The organism is Pallidibacillus thermolactis (assembly GCF_025660415.1).
GTDB lineage: Bacteria > Bacillota > Bacilli > Bacillales > Caldibacillaceae > Pallidibacillus > Pallidibacillus thermolactis.
The window spans coordinates 1-15,701 of sequence record NZ_JAOUSE010000006.1 but is presented as its reverse complement, the minus strand read 5'-3'; the positions used below and the strand labels follow the sequence as shown (position 1 = coordinate 15,701).

Genomic DNA, 15,701 nt, shown 5'->3' with positions numbered 1-15,701 from the left:
ATATTACTATAAAAAGAAAGCCAGTGATTCATATTTAATCACCAGCCCCCTAGGGTATTCTATTTGTTATTTCTTATTTTATTGATTTCATCGGCAACTGCCTGTACCTGTGTTCCAACGATTACTTGGATATTATGCTTTCCAACAACATTAATTCCTGGTACACCAGTTGATTTTATTTTACCTTGATCGACCGCATCTACATCTTTTACTTCAAGTCTTAAACGTGTAGCACAGTTATCAACAGATAGGACGTTTTCATCTCCGCCCAGCCCTTCATAAATTGTTTGTGCCATTACCGCAAAACGGTCTTTACCAGTAGATGCTGTTGCTTGGTTTGTTTCTATAACATCATCATCTTCACGTCCTGGGGTTTTGAAATTGAACTTGACGATTAAGAAACGGAATAAGAAGTAATAAATCACTGCAAAAATTAAACCTTGTACTAATAACATGAATGGCATATTCGCAATTGGTATTTGTAAACTAAGTATATAGTCAATTAATCCAGCACTAAAGCTAAATCCTGCTGTCCATTGAAATGACGCGGCAATGAACAATGATAGTCCTGTTAGTGCTGCGTGAACCACATAAAGTACAGGTGCTAAGAACATGAATGAGAATTCAAGTGGCTCTGTAACACCAGTTAAAAATGCTGCAAGTGCTCCAGCCATTAATAGAGAAGCAGCCTGCTTTTTCCTTTTGGTTTTTGCTGTATGATACATGGCAAGGGCTGCAGCTGGAAGTCCGAACATCATAATTGGGAAGAAACCTGCTTGATATCTACCAGTAATACCTTTTTCACCTTCACTTGCCCAGAAGTTACCGATATCGTTAATACCAGCTAAGTCAAACCAGAATACATTGTTTAATGCATGGTGTAGTCCTGTAGGAATTAATAACCGGTTAAAGAATCCATATAAACCAGCACCAATTGCACCTAATTTACTAATCCCTTCTCCAAATGAAACTAATGCATTATAAACATAAGGCCATACAAACAACAGAATAACAGAAACAGCCAACATTGCTGCGGCAGTAAGAATCGGTACTAATCGTTTTCCACTAAAGAAAGCTAATGCATCTGGCAATCTTACTTCACTGTATCGGTTGTATAAAGTAGCTGCAACTAAACCAGAAATAATACCAACAAAAACGTTTCCGATTTGGCCGAATGCCACATCTACACTTTCAGGATTAGTATGTAGAAGATTTGCCACGTTTTCGGGTGCTAAAACGGTAGTTACTACTAAATAACCAACCAAACCACTAAGGGCTGCAGGACCATCCTTTGACTTTGACATTCCTATTGCAACCCCAACTGCAAAGAGAATCGGAATAAAATTTAATATTGAGTTACCTGCACTAATCAAAAATGCAGATACTATATTACCTGAACCCCATCCTTCATGGTCAAGTGCATATCCAGCACCAGTCAATAATGCAGCTGCAGGCAAAACCGCAACAGGAAGCATTAACGACTTACCAAGGTTTTGCAAATACTTCATCATACAAATAACCTCCTTTACTATCCAATATGAACAATAATCCGCTTTCATTCCTTGATAATAGGAAGAAAGACCCTTCAAATATCATCCAAATTATAACATACCATCATATAGTTGTCTATACATCTATACAGTTGAAACCCTATTCTATTTCGATATTCTTTTTATTAATGCAATGCTCATTCGCGCAATCTACATTTCCCACTTATTAGTAGTGGTACTCATAGTAAAATTGTATTAAGATATGGGAATGCTTAAAGTCTAGTGAACAATACCATTATTCTTCAAGACCTTACTGATTTTTGACGCTGCCAGTGTTATTTTTTCCGATTCTTCTGTTTCTAGTCTATTTATTATAGATGAAATTTGATTAAATTGTTCTAGAACATTTCCTAATTTACATTCGTCTATCCAGATCCTACTATTTAATTGTGATTAATACCGTTTCACCTGCTTTAGCATCGGATACTTCTGCAACTCTCATTTGTTTATTTAAGGTATTGGTATTCGTAATTACCATTGGGGTCACTGTACTACTTGCATTTTCACGAATAAAATCTAAATCAAAGGATAAAAGCGATTGTCCAACAGAGACCTTATCCCCTACACGAACATGAGGAGTAAATCCTTTTCCTTCTAGCGCTACCGTTTCCAATCCCACATGTATCAATATTTCTGCACCTTGCTCCGACTCCAAACCTATCGCATGTTTTGAAGCTGGAATTTGCACTACTTTTCCATTTACTGGGGATACTACTTCACCCTGAACAGGTTCAATCGCAATTCCTTCTCCCATCATCTTTTGGTTAAATACAGGATCAGGAACATCCTCCAGCTTTACTACTTTACCATTCAAAGCCGCAACAATTTTTTCTTCTCCCTTTGTCTTTTTAAAAAGCTTTTTAAGCATTTCCAATCACATTCCTCTCGTTAAATAGCTATTTAATCTAGTATTCCATATTTGTTCAAATTTAGTATAACTTTGATAATGACCAATATCAACTAGATGTTTGAATGTCTAGTCATCTAAAAATACTTTTTCCCTAACAAAATAGGAAAGTGATTTGCGTCCAAATTCGATCATTGTCCAAACAAACGATTCTTATTAAGCATATTGTATTACAGAATATCACCTTATCTTCGGAGGGAAAAAATGGACAAAAATTCATTACTTATCTTTTTGCATATTCCTAAAACGGGTGGAACAACATTAAACTCTATATTTCGCAAACAATTTATGAGAGATAAATTATTTGATCATGATAATTATCAAAATAAAAGGATGAAACTTGAAGATTTAACAGAAGAAGAAAAAAAACAGATTCAAGCGATTGCTGGTCACTATTTTTATGGAATCCACCATTTATTTAACAAAAGGGCAACATATTTTACTATGTTAAGAGATCCGATTGACCGTGTAATTTCTTCTTATTATTATCTTAGAAACACACCAGGATTTGAAAGAATAAAAAGAATGACTCTCGAACAATTTGTATTATCAGAACCGCAGGCACATAATTTACAAACAAAGATGATTTCTGGAGACATTGGTAAAAATCCAAGTATCCAGAAAGCGATGAAACATTTACAAACATTTTCCATTGTTGGTGTTACCGAACGATTTAATGAAACATTGTACTTATTACAAAAAGAGTTTGGGTGGATAGACACTGAATATAAAAAAATAAATATCACAAAAAGAAGACCAGCTGTAACAGACCTTGATCCAAGTTTAATTCAATTGATTAAAGAAAACAATAAATTGGATATACAACTATATGAATACAGTAAAACACTTCTCAATAAAAGGCTTCAGGCCCTTTCTGCTGAAGAAAGAAGAGAACTCGAAGTTTTTAAACAAAAACATCAACACACATGATCTTTTAGTCAAAATAAATGTCTCCATTGCTCTAAAGGAGACATTTATTTTTTTATTATATACTTAAAATTGCATGAAGTCGGTTTCTATTCATTTTTAGAAAGAGTAGTGTGAATTCTCCTCCGATAAAGTTAAGTGCCTTTTTAAAAATGTTTAAGCTTACCTTTTCTAATCTTTGGCCATCTAAAATTCGGTACATACTTTACCATCGTTTCATATATAATACCCCATTGTTGTTCAGTGAGTGCTGCAACTGGTATGTCATTATTGATTCGAAGAATTCTTTTCAATCGCTTGATTTGTTGTGCTGTAAAAACTCCCTTTAGTGCATCATCGATCGGAAATTGATAATTTTTATACATATAATCGACTAAGCCCCAAAAGATTAAATAATCACGATATGGCACAATCGGGTTAGTTTTTCGACAAATCTTAACTAATGCAGAATCTACTCGTGGTGGAGGAGAAAAGTTTCTTCTTGAAATATCTCTTACATAGCAAATATCAAACCACATTCTCCAAGCGATTATATATGGATCTTTTACATAATTTGATGTAAATCTCTTAGCAGCTCCTTTTTCCATGACAATTACACCTTTTTGAAAAGGATGAAATGGATAATTAAGGAGTTTCTTCATTATTGGCGTTGTAATGGCGTATGGAATATTCGAAACAACGACAAAAGGTTCCTTCGGCAACTTTATTTTTAAGATATCTTGATGAATAATTTTAGTATTTTTGGTGTTTGCTATTTTCTTTTCTAAAATCTTGATAAACTTCTTATCATATTCTACAGCAAGTACTTTCTTCGCCCTTTGGCTTAGTATCTCGGTCAACGCTCCTTTACCAGCACCTAATTCTAAAATGAGGTCATTTGGACTAATTGCTGCTTCATTCACGATTTTTAACAGTAACTTCTTATTATGCATTAAGTGCTGACCTAAATAATTGGGAGGTTCACCTCTTACAATTTTGTTTTTCTTATAAATACGTTTTTTTCTAGTCATCTTTTCTCTTCCTCCTTAAAATAGATCATCACAAGGATCTGCCTGCGATTTTAGAGTAAGGGGAAGAGAATCTATCCTTTATTTTTATTGCTTTTTTATATATCAAAAAAGGACAATGTACACACATCACCCAAGAGAAAGGTAACCTGAAGTTTATAAATCTTTATACCTTTATAAAAAGTCCTTATAAAATAAAAAGGCAGAGAAACTCTGCCTTTTTAAAATTCAAATATTAATATAGAAGTCACTAATATATCATAAATATACAATTGTCTTAAATCACAATTGTAATAATTATCATATATATTCAATAACGATTATTAAAAAAGGACAGACTACTCCCATTACTCTGCCATTCACAAGCAGAGCCTTTGAACATATTCAATTCATTAGTTCAAAGTTGGGAAACGTAGTCTCATCGAATGTGTCACTTTTTTAATAATCCTCCTTTTTTATATTACAGATGAATTATATTAGGGATGAACTAAATTGTCAATGTTATATATTGTGATAGCCTAAAGGTTAATTACTTTGTTCTAATTTATTAGTCAAATAAAAGGCAGGTATAATGCTTAACACCATAAAAATCAAGCTTGTAACAAAACCTACATGATAAGCATGAGCAAAATGATTTATTGTAGTTTCCTGTAAGAGAGCATTGCTTACCACCGTTGCTAAAATTGCAGAACCAGAAGCAGCCCCAACATTTTGAATGATGCGAGTAGCAATGCTAGTTGCTGGGACTTGTGACTTTTGCAGCCCTACAAATGAATCGCTCATCACTGGAATTGTAATTCCACCAACACCCATTCCACGAATAAACAGTACAACCCATATAATCCACTGCGCTGTATCGGCATCAAAAAATGCAAAGGGTAGCGTTCCAATAATGGTTATGGCAATTGAAGGCAAAACGACTAAGCGTGCCCCATACTTATCTGTAAAAGTACCGACCATAGGACGTACGACAAGCATCCCTACGCCCTGGGGAATTAACCAAAGCGCTGCTGTTATAACATTAAGATCGAATACATTTTGAAAAAACAGCGGGAAGAGAAGCATAGGCCCATTAGTAGCAAACCCTGCTAAAAATAGTGAAAGAAACGACGCACTGAAATTTTTTGATTTAAATAGATCCAATGGGATTAATGCCTGATCCTTTCTCTTCCGCGCATAAAATAAGTAGGAAATTAGCGAGACAAAAGCGATTATAAAAGCCAAAATGCCTGTTACATGAACGTTTTCCGTCCTAATTTCCGTTATACCAAGAATAAACATTCCTGATAACAGTGCCAGCAACATAATACCGAGCCAATCCAATTTTGCGGATTTATTCATTGCTTCGAATTTCGGCAGTTTCCATTGTGCGATTAATAAAGCAATAATTCCTATAGGAAGATTTACAAAGAAAAGCCATTCCCATTGTAAATGCTGTAAAATAAATCCTCCAATCACCGGACCAATTATCGGACCAAATACGACAGGTATTCCTACAACTGACATTAGACGACCAAGGTTTTCACCTGCAACTTGTGCAATTAAAGCCGTCAGTGTAGGTATTATAATGCCGGAAGCAAATCCTTGTAACACACGAAATGCAATTAAACTCTGTACATCCCATGAAAGACCGGCAAGGAGTGAAGCTAATAAAAACAATCCTAATGCACCCATGTATACTCCTTTTCCGTCATATTTTTGCATCATCCACCCAGAAAAGGGTACGGCAATTCCTAAAGCTAGGACATATCAGGTCACAACCCATTGTGTAACCGTAAAACTTGCTGAGAATACCTTTGCCAAATCGTTCACCGCAATATTTACAATGGTAGAGTCCAACATAGGTAGAACTGCGCCAAGTACCAAGATCCATGCTATACTGACTACCTCTTTTGGGAATTTTTCATTTTCCACAACTCCATCTCCTTAAGAAACATAATGTACCTTATTAATATACATGTTTTTCTGATAAGATTCAATATGTACCTTATATTTTTCCTGAAAAATATGTTATAATGTTTTACAACTATTCCAATGCTATACATTTTTGAAAGTTAAAACGGTTTCCAAAGAGAGGAAGATCACAGGTTGAATAAAGTAGGTAGGAATACTCGTAGACGTGGAGACACACTAACTGAAGACATCTATAAAGCCGCGATTGAATTAATTAAAAAAGTCGGTTATACCAATCTTACATTCCAGCAAATCGCACAAGCTGCGAAAACAAGTCGGACAGTGCTATATCGCCGTTGGAAAACGACGTTTGAATTAATTTACGATATTATGGTTTATAAAATGAAGAATACGCTTGGCGGGGAATTGATTGATAGAATTGAGGACACCGGAAGCTTGCGTGGGGACTTGTTACAATTGCTTACTCTCTATCAAAGTGTTTATATAGAAGTTGAACATGAAATCATGAATGCGATTTTATTTGAACTGGGTCAAAACAACGATAAAATGTCTGAACTAGAAATGAATGCCACGAATAAAAATATATTCGTCATGCGTAAGCTGCTTGAATTTGCAAAAAAACGCGGTGAAGTAATAAAAGAAGTGAGTGATGAGACATTAACACTACCTTTTGACTTGATCCGTATGGAAAATATCTTGCGTCAAGATGGTATTGATGAAAAAAGGTTGGAAGTATTAGTGGATGAAATATTGCTTCCAGTTTTTCTTGATAACAACCCCACTTCAAAAGGCATTATCTAATCTTCAAAAATCTTAATATAACCTCTTTTAGCGGTTCATAGACAAATAATCTGGACCAGGTGCTAGTGCTAAAACATTAGCACCTATATGGACATGTATTACTACATATTCTTGCATTTCTGCAAGCCTGCTTTTTCAAGAATCACTAGCATACCACTATCCAGGTTTGTTTTCAGGAAGCAAGTTACTTGATTATATAAAAATTTTACAATATAAATATTACTTATTTCTTTAATAAAAGAATCGCATGGCTAATAAGCCCTAATCCTATACCAATGACTCCTCCAATCATGACACCGATTAGTGCATCAATCCAACCTCCTGAGAAGAACATTTCTCTTCCGCCACTACCTAGAAAACCAATAAGAGCACCTATAGAAACACCAATAAACATAAACGCTGCATAAAATAAACCCATTGCTTCTTGATGGGCTACATCAAGATTATCACAGTATTCTTCAAATCAGTGGACTCAGTTGTTGCACTCCGAACATAAGCACTATCTTCGCATGTTCAAATGCTTCCTGTTCAGAAAGTCCCTCTTCCATTAAATCTTTCATGTAATCACTCATATAAAGAATCATGTCGTTTTGAGCTTCAATTGACATCTTTGAACGACCTAAACATATTCGTAAAGTCAGGTCGCCAACCTTTTAATCAAATCACTGTTTTAAATTATGGATAAAATCACCAAGTAAGGTGAAACTATACATAATTATATAATGTAAGCTTTGGTGTATTCATATCTTAAACGATTCGCAGCTATATGCATAAAGTGATGAACATATCCCTATTAATTTTTGGGCTATACATCATGTTTATAGATATCAGAAAAAATCGGTGAATAGAGGGATTTTTGTGAAACTAAAAGTACCAGAAAATCGAAAAATAGCGCCCTTTCTCGTTTTTTATATCATTACATCCTCCCAAATCGGGTTAGGGGTACTCGGATTTCAAAGAATAATTGCTAAAGATGCCGGTACGGACAGTTGGATATCAATTATCATTGGCGGTATTTTATTACAAATATTAATGATATGTATATATAAAATGTTAAATATCGTGAAAGGGGATTGGTATGATGTCCACGCCTTTATTTTTGGAGAGAAAATAAGTAAAATTTTTTCATTACTGTTGGCTATTTATGCATGCTTTAAGATGATAACGGTTTTAAGAGGATATATTGAAATTGTACAAGTATGGATGTTTCATACATTCAACACTTTTAAATTTGGCTTAGCATTCTTACTTTTATCTGTTTACATCGTCTATGGTGGTTTTCGTACAATTGTTGGTATAAATGTTTTTTCCATGATCATTCTCTTTTTAGTAATGCCTTTATTTTTATATACAGTTCCTTATGCTAACCCTTCTTTTTTAAAACCAGTTTTTTCCCATTCATTAGGAGAGATATTTAAGGCTGTAATCGGTATTTCTTATTCGTATATGGGATATGAAATTATACTATTTATTTATCCTTTTCTTAAAGAACCTGCTAAGTCAAAAAAATGGGCCCATTTTGCGTTGTTGTTCACTACATTGTTTTACTTATACATAGCTATATTGACTTTTATGTTTTTTCCAGTAGAATCCATCGATCAACTGATATGGGCAAGTTTAAATATGTGGAAAATTATTGAAATGCCCTTTGTAGAACGGTTTGAATATATCGGAATCGCTACATGGTTTGTTATCATGCTTCCAAAAGTTTGTTTATATCTTTGGATATCCGGTCGAATGTTAAAGAGAAGTTTTGATGTACGATTAAGAACTTCAATTCCAATAATTGCAAGCCTTTGTTTAATCGTCCTTCCTTTTATGGAAAACCGTACACAAATTCATAGTGCTATTGATTTTGTTTCCCAAATTGACCTGTATCTAACTGGAATTTATATTCCAATCTTATTCATTTGTGTACTGATTGTTTGGAAGGTGAAAAAACATGGGAAAACGAGTAATTAATATGTTTATTCCTATATTCTGCATTGTGCTACTAAGTAGTTCTGGGGAATCTAGGATTTTAGATGAATTAACTCTGGTTAACTCCATTGGATTTGATATAAGTGAAAGTGGAGATAAAATTATTGGGGTAATCTGTAACCCTATTTTTCAAAAGGATGCACCACCAAAAAATAATGTTTTATCTGCTAAAGCAGAATTAAAGAAATCAATACTCCAAGTTATTCAGGAAAAGTCTGCCAATCCGATTGCCACGGGAAGTTTAGAGATATTATTATTTGGTAAAGAATTAACAAAGCAAAAGGGAATCTTAGATTTAATTGATCCATTTACACGAGATCCAAGGATTGGTACCGCAATGAGGATGGCAATTGTAGATGGAAATGTAAGGGAATTTATGGAAGGCAATTATGGTGTTCGTGGAAATGCGTTTTTTATTAAATGGACAATTGATACGGCTGTTAATCACGGGAACTTACCAAAAACAAATTTTCATCGCTTTTTAGTTGATTTCCATAGTCGTGGTAAATCACCGTATGTCCCAATAATAAAAAAAGAAAGAGAAAATAAAATCAAAATTATTGGTGTGGGATTTATCAGATTCGGAAAGCTTGTTCATCAAATTTCAATGGAAGAAGCATTTTTTTTCAAATTACTAACGGACAAATATAGTAGAGGTTGGCATGATGTTGAAATTGATGGGTATAAAGCATCTATACAGAATATTAATACAAAGCGGAAATTTGAATTAACGAAATCTTCCCCTCCTTATGAAGTGACCGTAAAAATTCATTTAAAAGGTGTTATCAATGAATATACAGGAATTATGATTAATAATAAAGCACTTGGTAAACTTGAAACAAAATTTGAAGAAGAAATAAAAAAGAGAAGTCTAGAATTAATTAATGTATTCAAGGAAAAGGATATCGATCCTATTGGATTTGGCCGATTTATTAAGTCAGAGGATCGAAAATTCAATTATCAGAAGTGGAGGGATGATTACTATAAAAACTTGACCGTTAAAGTTGATGTGCATGTGGATATAGATGAGGTTGGTATTGTTGAATAGGTTAAGTCCACAAAATTCATTACCAGCACTTCCTAGTATGCATAGCAATATGAAAATTATGATTCTGATATATAAAGGAAAAATACGCCAAACTTTTTTGATATACTTACAAAGAGTTTGACGTTTTATATATTCCATTTGCTGAACGAAAGTACTTTTAACATAAATGAGCAAAAATATATTGTAAATTTAGCTGTTTTTAAGTGATGATTTCTTATCCATGTACGATTTCAAATAGTTATCGTACATTTTCAAAACAATCAAGGTGCGTGTAGAAAATTTCTATACGACCTTTTTTCTCTTAAAGATAGGTACCCATCACATAAGATAGGATTCAACTGATCACATTTCATTAAATAAAATTGTGCTTTTTTAACACCCCTAGTAAAATTGAAATCCTCTATCATTGAGATCGTTTAATACCATTTCTCTCTTAGATAATCAAAAATAAGAGCAACAAGACACGTTGTTAAATATTCAGAAAAAAACGTAGTCCCTTGCATGACTGATATGAATACCATCCTCAAATTCCAGCACTATAGATATCCTGTAACCTTTATTATATTCATCTATTAAATTATTATATGTGATTTCATCACAAGGAACATGTATCTCTGTTTTATCATTACGCTCATCTTCAAATCTTTTTTCTTCTTCGTTACATATCTTAATTAATATTTCTGGATTCGTGATGGTAAATAATTTATAAATTTTTGTTTCAGCCACTTCATCATCATTTTTATAATCATCTGATGAATACTATATAATGGTATTTCAACTGCTTTAAATTTTTTTATTAAAATAAGTTCAGTAGATTCTTTTGTTGCTGAAGGTAATTTCAAGTTTTTTTATTTTATCTGCCAATTTAATATAATCATAATCCATCATTAATTCCACCTTTTCCCTTCATCCTAATGAGCACCTCTTAAAAAGAATGCACTTTTGGGTGTCCTCTTATAAGGATGCCAATGGTAATATTAACCCTAATATAATTAATAGTTTTAGATAAATGGACAAGGGATTGGATAATTATTGGAAAATAAAAAATGACTGAATCACGATTGGATCCAGTCCGAAAGTGTATTGTATTTTAACAGATGTAAAGAGATTTTATTAAGTAGACAAATACATCATATTTTCTTGTTTTCTTTACAGATTCTTCTTTTTCTGTTTATTCTCAACTTTTCTTTTTCCCTATATGTGTAATGATTTCGTTTGTTAAAATAAAATTTTACTAGATGACATTTATTTTTTCTATTCTCTCCTACTTTTGACTTTAAGATGCTGTGAATTGTTCTTTACAGCCGATTATTGACTTAAATTTCCCTTTGTCCCTCTACCTTCAACATTTCCTCATCAATAATATCTACTAATTCTTGACTACTATATATATACATAACTACCTCTTTATCCTCGTCTTCAATATGGATTTCAACTTGAATTCTTATTTTTGACTGCTTTCCTTTATAAGTCACATTAAAAGTTCCAAACTCTATTAACTTATTATGTTCATTTGTACTTTCAATTTCTTCTTGAATCAATTTAATATCTTTTTGAGTCAATCCAATATCTAAGATAGATTTTGATAAATGATTTAAAAAAGGTTCTATCTCTTCAACATCGAAATTCATCCCTGCAGCATATTGAGCCTCTTTAAAATCATTAGTTAAATTCTTTTTAAAATTAACCATAAAATCCCCTCCATAACTTTTTATCTTTTCATTTTTTAAGTAATTAGCATAAATAATAAAACACATTCACCTCCATCTATACCCTAATATTATATTTGTTCAAAATTTTTAGCCATAAATCAAAAAATCTACTTTTTAGTTTTCTATATTTATTAATAAGGTAATCAAAATTAAGAAATTAGTATTTTTTTACTATTCATCATTATTTTTTTATATTGTATTATCTGAATATAATACAATTAAATAGTTACGGAGGTGAGAAATGTACCATGTTTTAAAAAGAATTATTTCTTTTTACTTATAATTGTTTTTACCGTCTTTGTATTTTTTCTGATGTTTAGTTTTGAAAATGATAAAAATTATTATCAAGTTGATGAAATTATTAAAAATAATAAACCAGAAAAGAATCGCATAATAAAAATTGCTATTATTGACTCTGGTATAAATCTAAATGACGAACTAAAAGATAAAGTAGTTAAAAGTTACAATACAATTAATAAATCTAGCTTTACAAACGATGAATTCAATCACGGAACACCTGTTGCAGGTATTATTGCTGGAAATAAAATTGGCGTAAATCCAAATGTCAATCTATATGACATTCAATTTATTGAAGAGGATGGGACCGGACAGTTGGAGCATCTAGTTAAAGGGATTGAGTGGGCAATCGAGGAAGATGTAGACATTATAAATTTAAGTTTTGGTTTTCAGAAATCAAGTTCTGCTTTAGAAGACGTTATTAAAAAGGCGAATAGAAATAACATCATTGTTATAGCTGCTGCAGGTAATACATATGGATTTGGAGTTGATTATCCTGCAAAATATCCAAATGTTTTATCTATTGGATCAGTAAATGAAGATTTATCTAAAGCATATTTTTCTGGAGAGGGAAAAATAGACTTTGTCACTTTAGGCACTGATTTAAAATCAATAGATAATAAAGGTAACTATGATTATTTTGACGGAACATCATTTTCTACAGCCTATTTTACCGGTATTATTTCTCTAATTATTTCTAAATATACCGATAAGGAAGGCGCTTATCAATTTATAAATCATGAATTAAAAAAATATGCATATGACTTAGGGACAGATGGAGTAGACAATAAATACGGGAACGGTTTAATCCTAATAAAAAAACAAGAGTGATACGAGGGATTTGAAAATGAAAAAATTTTTAAGTTTACTAACTGTAATTGTTTTACTAATATCTAACTTCTCTAGTGTAACTAATATCGTCTACGCTGAATCAACAAACAACTCTAATGAACCTCAAAGTACTGAACTACAAAATCAACTACTAGATTTTTTTACATCTGAAGAATTTAAAGATTCAATTGCTAATTCTACTGATTTATCCAAGGAAATTTTGGATAATAACAATATTCTAAATGTAATAAATGAAGATTCTAATCTAGTTGAAGAAGTCCTATCAAATGAAAAAATTATTGATACAATTGTAGAGGAACCTGACTTAATAAATGAGATTTTCAATAACGATAACATTGTAAATACAATTGTGAGTGATTCTAATATAGCTAGCGTTGTTTTATCTGATGATGAAAGCATCAATAATATCCTAACTGAAGACGAGTCAAGAGTTATTACCGAGGACATTGAAATAGTCAAAGAAATTTTAAATGATGAAGAAATTTCTAGTACAATTGCTGAAGATCCTATTTTAGTAAATGATATAATTGAAAATGATAGTATAGTAAACACAATTGCTGAAGATCCAAATCTAGTAACCGATGTTTTAACAAATGATAATATTGTTCAAAATATTTTAGAAGATGATCAGTTAATAGATAAAATTTCTTCTAATGAAAATACTGTAAATGCATTGCTTGATGAAAAAGACTTGGTAGATAGTCTTTTAAATGAGCGAAAAATCTTAGAAGAAATAAAAACAGACTTGATTAATGATTACAACAATGTACTTGAGGAAACTTTAGAAAATAAAGCTAATAATATAAATCCTATTATCAAAAATCTAGATAATGATGGAATTGAGCTTCAATTAAATATTGATAACGACGAATACGATGCAGAATTAATACTTAATTCAACATTAGACGGAAATAATATTACAGTTAGTTCTATATTAGATTATGGAAACGGAATAGAAGTAGCAGTTTATGATGTAAGAATAATTAAAAATACAGATGAAGAATTCAAAGTTCTTTTAGAAGACAAACAGACTGGTGAAGTAATAACTATATCTGAAGATGATGCCCATGCTTCAATAGTAGGCATAATCGTAAGGATAGTTGGTGGTGCAATTAAATTTTTCTCTAAACAAACAGGGAAACAAGTAACTAAATCCGCTGCAAAAAGTGCTAAGAAATCATTTAGTAGTGGTAAAGCTGGAGAAAAGTATTTAGAAACTTTAGTAAAAGTCAAAGGTACTCAAGTTTATAAAAAAACTAGTCTAGGTGGTAGATACATAGACGTACTCGATATTTCCGGTATTGCTCATGAATCAAAGGTGGGTTATGTTACATTAACTAAAACAATTAAAAAACAGATTGATAAAGACTACTTATTAATTAAAGATAAATCCGTAAAGGATGTTAAGGGAGCTCAATGGCATTTCTTTAGAAGTGATAAGACAGGGAAAATAGGTGCTAGTAAGGCTGTAAAAGATTATTTGAAATCTAAAGGAATTTCCTATAAAATTCATGATAAATAATTATAAATTTTTTTGTTAATAAAAAAGGGATTCCTAAAAACAACTTTTACCAACTACTAAGGAATCCCTCTATTAAAAAGACATTTGAATAATATAATGAAAATGGAGGGAAATCATTAACATGACTACAAACGCCCGTCAAAATATGACTAATTCAATAAAAAATATTGTTGTTCCATATTTACGAGAACATGGCTTTAAAGGGTCGTTTCCTCACTTTAGAAGGCAAAATGAAGATAATATTGACCTCATTACTTTTCAATTTAATCGTCATGGTGGATCTTTTGTAGTAGAATTAGCTGTTTGTCCAGCTGATGGAGTTACAACCAGTTGGGGAGAAAAAATACCTCCTAATAAAGTAACCGCATATGATGTAAATGACCGACATAGGCTTAGTGAAAATTTAAATGACCCAGATGCCCAATGGTTTGACTATGAAACTGCAAAGAATCAAGAAGATTACGATATAGTCGCAACAAAAGTCAAAAACTTACTACATGTCTCAGATATCAATTGGATAAAAAGTTTATTTTGATTCCCTTTCTATTAATCGTTTTAAAGGACTGGTATACTATAAAGATAAATGTAATTGCCAGTCTTTTTTTTACTTTAGACTCTGTCATAAGTTTCACTTTATCTTTTTGAAAAGTGATAATCTGCTTTTTATTAAAAGTTTGTAATCTATAAGGAGACAGGAATATTCACCATTTTCTACATATAGAATGGATATCCACTAACTGAAGCCACTTCATTAATACAATTATCTATTGGTAAATTATAACAAATTGATATATCCCCTGAAATAGCTATACTCTAAATGAATCCCAATAAACAAGCCATATTCGAAGATAAATAATAATCTATACATGTGTTAGTTTCTTGTCCTCCCCCTTACAAACTCCCCTCTTCTCTCTTACCCCCTCAATGCTTTACCATATTTATCGCTCAATAGGAAATAAAACTATGCATTTCCCTCAAGCACACACTTTTCCTCTCATAAAACAACTTGAATCTAACAGGATAAATCAAAATGTTTGTGGAAAGAGATATTTATGGGAGACTGTATTTGGCAAGTAAAAAATGTATGATTTGGCATTTAAAATTGTATGCCACTTGCCAAATCCTTTTATCCATGTAGTAAGGATTCTTTATAACGGAAACTATCACCTGTAAAGAGTAGTAAA

15 protein-coding genes and 1 pseudogene are annotated in these 15,701 nt (G+C 32.0%); 7 read left to right on the top strand and 9 right to left on the bottom strand.

The genetic code is table 11. From position 1 onward, the window contains the following. Positions 1–59: 59 nt before the first annotated feature. On the bottom strand, positions 60–1,511 hold the full coding sequence (gene nagE / locus OEV82_RS03630; RefSeq protein ID WP_173658654.1) for an N-acetylglucosamine-specific PTS transporter subunit IIBC: 1,452 nt from the start codon (positions 1,509–1,511) through the stop codon (positions 60–62). A 418-nt stretch (positions 1,512–1,929) separates the two neighbouring features. After that, positions 1,930–2,418 carry a PTS sugar transporter subunit IIA gene (locus tag OEV82_RS03625; protein ID WP_173658656.1) on the bottom strand — a complete coding sequence of 163 codons (489 nt, stop codon included), beginning with the start codon at positions 2,416–2,418 and terminating at the stop codon, positions 1,930–1,932. A gap of 243 nt (positions 2,419–2,661) precedes the next feature. Here OEV82_RS03625 and OEV82_RS03620 point away from each other — a divergent pair, with 243 nt between their 5' ends. Further along, on the top strand, positions 2,662–3,387 hold the full coding sequence (locus OEV82_RS03620) for a sulfotransferase family 2 domain-containing protein (RefSeq protein WP_263061059.1): 726 nt from the start codon (positions 2,662–2,664) through the stop codon (positions 3,385–3,387). 143 nt (positions 3,388–3,530) lie between these two features. Here the strand turns inward: OEV82_RS03620 and erm are convergent, their stop codons facing one another. From erm to OEV82_RS03605, 3 genes and pseudogenes are all read right to left on the bottom strand, one after another. Next, positions 3,531–4,394, bottom strand: coding sequence for a 23S ribosomal RNA methyltransferase Erm (gene erm, locus OEV82_RS03615; RefSeq protein ID WP_263061058.1), 864 nt, complete (start codon positions 4,392–4,394; stop codon positions 3,531–3,533). A 522-nt stretch (positions 4,395–4,916) separates the two neighbouring features. Then, a pseudogene (locus OEV82_RS03610) lies at positions 4,917–6,128 on the bottom strand (MFS transporter); the annotation flags it as partial. A 12-nt stretch (positions 6,129–6,140) separates the two neighbouring features. After that, on the bottom strand, positions 6,141–6,305 hold the full coding sequence (locus OEV82_RS03605) for a hypothetical protein (RefSeq protein WP_263061057.1): 165 nt from the start codon (positions 6,303–6,305) through the stop codon (positions 6,141–6,143). 174 nt (positions 6,306–6,479) lie between these two features. Between OEV82_RS03605 and OEV82_RS03600 the strand changes: the two genes are divergently transcribed. After that, entirely contained in the window at positions 6,480–7,106 is a 627-nt protein-coding gene (locus OEV82_RS03600; protein ID WP_263061056.1) for a TetR/AcrR family transcriptional regulator, read from the top strand. A gap of 223 nt (positions 7,107–7,329) precedes the next feature. On the opposite strand, the gene OEV82_RS03595 is transcribed toward OEV82_RS03600, so the two are convergent. Then, positions 7,330–7,524: a hypothetical protein gene (locus OEV82_RS03595; RefSeq protein WP_263061055.1), complete on the bottom strand. Its 195-nt coding sequence runs from the start codon at positions 7,522–7,524 to the stop codon at positions 7,330–7,332. 40 nt (positions 7,525–7,564) lie between these two features. Further along, positions 7,565–7,714, bottom strand: a complete 150-nt coding sequence (locus OEV82_RS03590) for a hypothetical protein (protein WP_263061054.1) — start codon at positions 7,712–7,714, stop codon at positions 7,565–7,567. A gap of 250 nt (positions 7,715–7,964) precedes the next feature. Between OEV82_RS03590 and OEV82_RS03585 the strand changes: the two genes are divergently transcribed. Together OEV82_RS03585 and OEV82_RS03580 are read left to right on the top strand one after the other, a co-directional pair. Beyond that, positions 7,965–9,068 carry a GerAB/ArcD/ProY family transporter gene (locus tag OEV82_RS03585; RefSeq protein WP_263061053.1) on the top strand — a complete coding sequence of 368 codons (1,104 nt, stop codon included), beginning with the start codon at positions 7,965–7,967 and terminating at the stop codon, positions 9,066–9,068. Next, positions 9,049–10,134, top strand: coding sequence for a Ger(x)C family spore germination protein (locus tag OEV82_RS03580; RefSeq protein WP_263061052.1), 1,086 nt, complete (start codon positions 9,049–9,051; stop codon positions 10,132–10,134). The genes OEV82_RS03585 and OEV82_RS03580 overlap by 20 nt, the downstream gene beginning before the upstream one ends. Positions 10,135–10,611: 477 nt before the next feature. Here the strand turns inward: OEV82_RS03580 and OEV82_RS03575 are convergent, their stop codons facing one another. Next, positions 10,612–10,860 (bottom strand): hypothetical protein, encoded by a 249-nt coding sequence (locus OEV82_RS03575; RefSeq protein WP_173659828.1) that lies wholly within the window; start codon positions 10,858–10,860, stop codon positions 10,612–10,614. Between the two features lie 590 nt (positions 10,861–11,450). Then, the gene (locus OEV82_RS03570; RefSeq protein ID WP_263061051.1) at positions 11,451–11,825 is read right to left on the bottom strand and encodes a hypothetical protein; all 375 of its coding nucleotides are present in this window, start codon (positions 11,823–11,825) and stop codon (positions 11,451–11,453) included. A gap of 333 nt (positions 11,826–12,158) precedes the next feature. On the opposite strand from OEV82_RS03570, the gene OEV82_RS03565 reads away from it, so the two are divergent. From OEV82_RS03565 to OEV82_RS03555, 3 genes are all read left to right on the top strand, one after another. Next, the gene (locus OEV82_RS03565) at positions 12,159–12,974 is read left to right on the top strand and encodes a S8 family peptidase (RefSeq protein WP_263061050.1); all 816 of its coding nucleotides are present in this window, start codon (positions 12,159–12,161) and stop codon (positions 12,972–12,974) included. A 16-nt stretch (positions 12,975–12,990) separates the two neighbouring features. Continuing rightward, the gene (locus OEV82_RS03560; RefSeq protein ID WP_263061049.1) at positions 12,991–14,517 is read left to right on the top strand and encodes a hypothetical protein; all 1,527 of its coding nucleotides are present in this window, start codon (positions 12,991–12,993) and stop codon (positions 14,515–14,517) included. A gap of 121 nt (positions 14,518–14,638) precedes the next feature. Continuing rightward, positions 14,639–15,052 carry a DUF4304 domain-containing protein gene (locus OEV82_RS03555; protein ID WP_263061048.1) on the top strand — a complete coding sequence of 138 codons (414 nt, stop codon included), beginning with the start codon at positions 14,639–14,641 and terminating at the stop codon, positions 15,050–15,052. Positions 15,053–15,701 lie beyond the last annotated feature (649 nt).

Bases quoted from the DNA above. Each gene is read 5' to 3' on its own strand.
- OEV82_RS03565 (WP_263061050.1), top strand. From the start codon at position 12,159: ATGTTTAGTTTTGAAAATGATAAAAATTATTATCAAGTTGATGAAATT.
- OEV82_RS03580 (WP_263061052.1), top strand. From the start codon at position 9,049: ATGGGAAAACGAGTAATTAATATGTTTATTCCTATATTCTGCATTGTG.
- OEV82_RS03620 (WP_263061059.1), top strand. From the start codon at position 2,662: ATGGACAAAAATTCATTACTTATCTTTTTGCATATTCCTAAAACGGGT.
- OEV82_RS03625 (WP_173658656.1), bottom strand. From the start codon at position 2,418: ATGCTTAAAAAGCTTTTTAAAAAGACAAAGGGAGAAGAAAAAATTGTT.
- OEV82_RS03560 (WP_263061049.1), top strand. From the start codon at position 12,991: ATGAAAAAATTTTTAAGTTTACTAACTGTAATTGTTTTACTAATATCT.
- OEV82_RS03595 (WP_263061055.1), bottom strand. From the start codon at position 7,524: ATGGGTTTATTTTATGCAGCGTTTATGTTTATTGGTGTTTCTATAGGT.
- OEV82_RS03590 (WP_263061054.1), bottom strand. From the start codon at position 7,714: ATGTCAATTGAAGCTCAAAACGACATGATTCTTTATATGAGTGATTAC.
- OEV82_RS03570 (WP_263061051.1), bottom strand. From the start codon at position 11,825: ATGGTTAATTTTAAAAAGAATTTAACTAATGATTTTAAAGAGGCTCAA.
- OEV82_RS03555 (WP_263061048.1), top strand. From the start codon at position 14,639: ATGACTACAAACGCCCGTCAAAATATGACTAATTCAATAAAAAATATT.
- erm (WP_263061058.1), bottom strand. From the start codon at position 4,394: ATGACTAGAAAAAAACGTATTTATAAGAAAAACAAAATTGTAAGAGGT.
- nagE (WP_173658654.1), bottom strand. From the start codon at position 1,511: ATGATGAAGTATTTGCAAAACCTTGGTAAGTCGTTAATGCTTCCTGTT.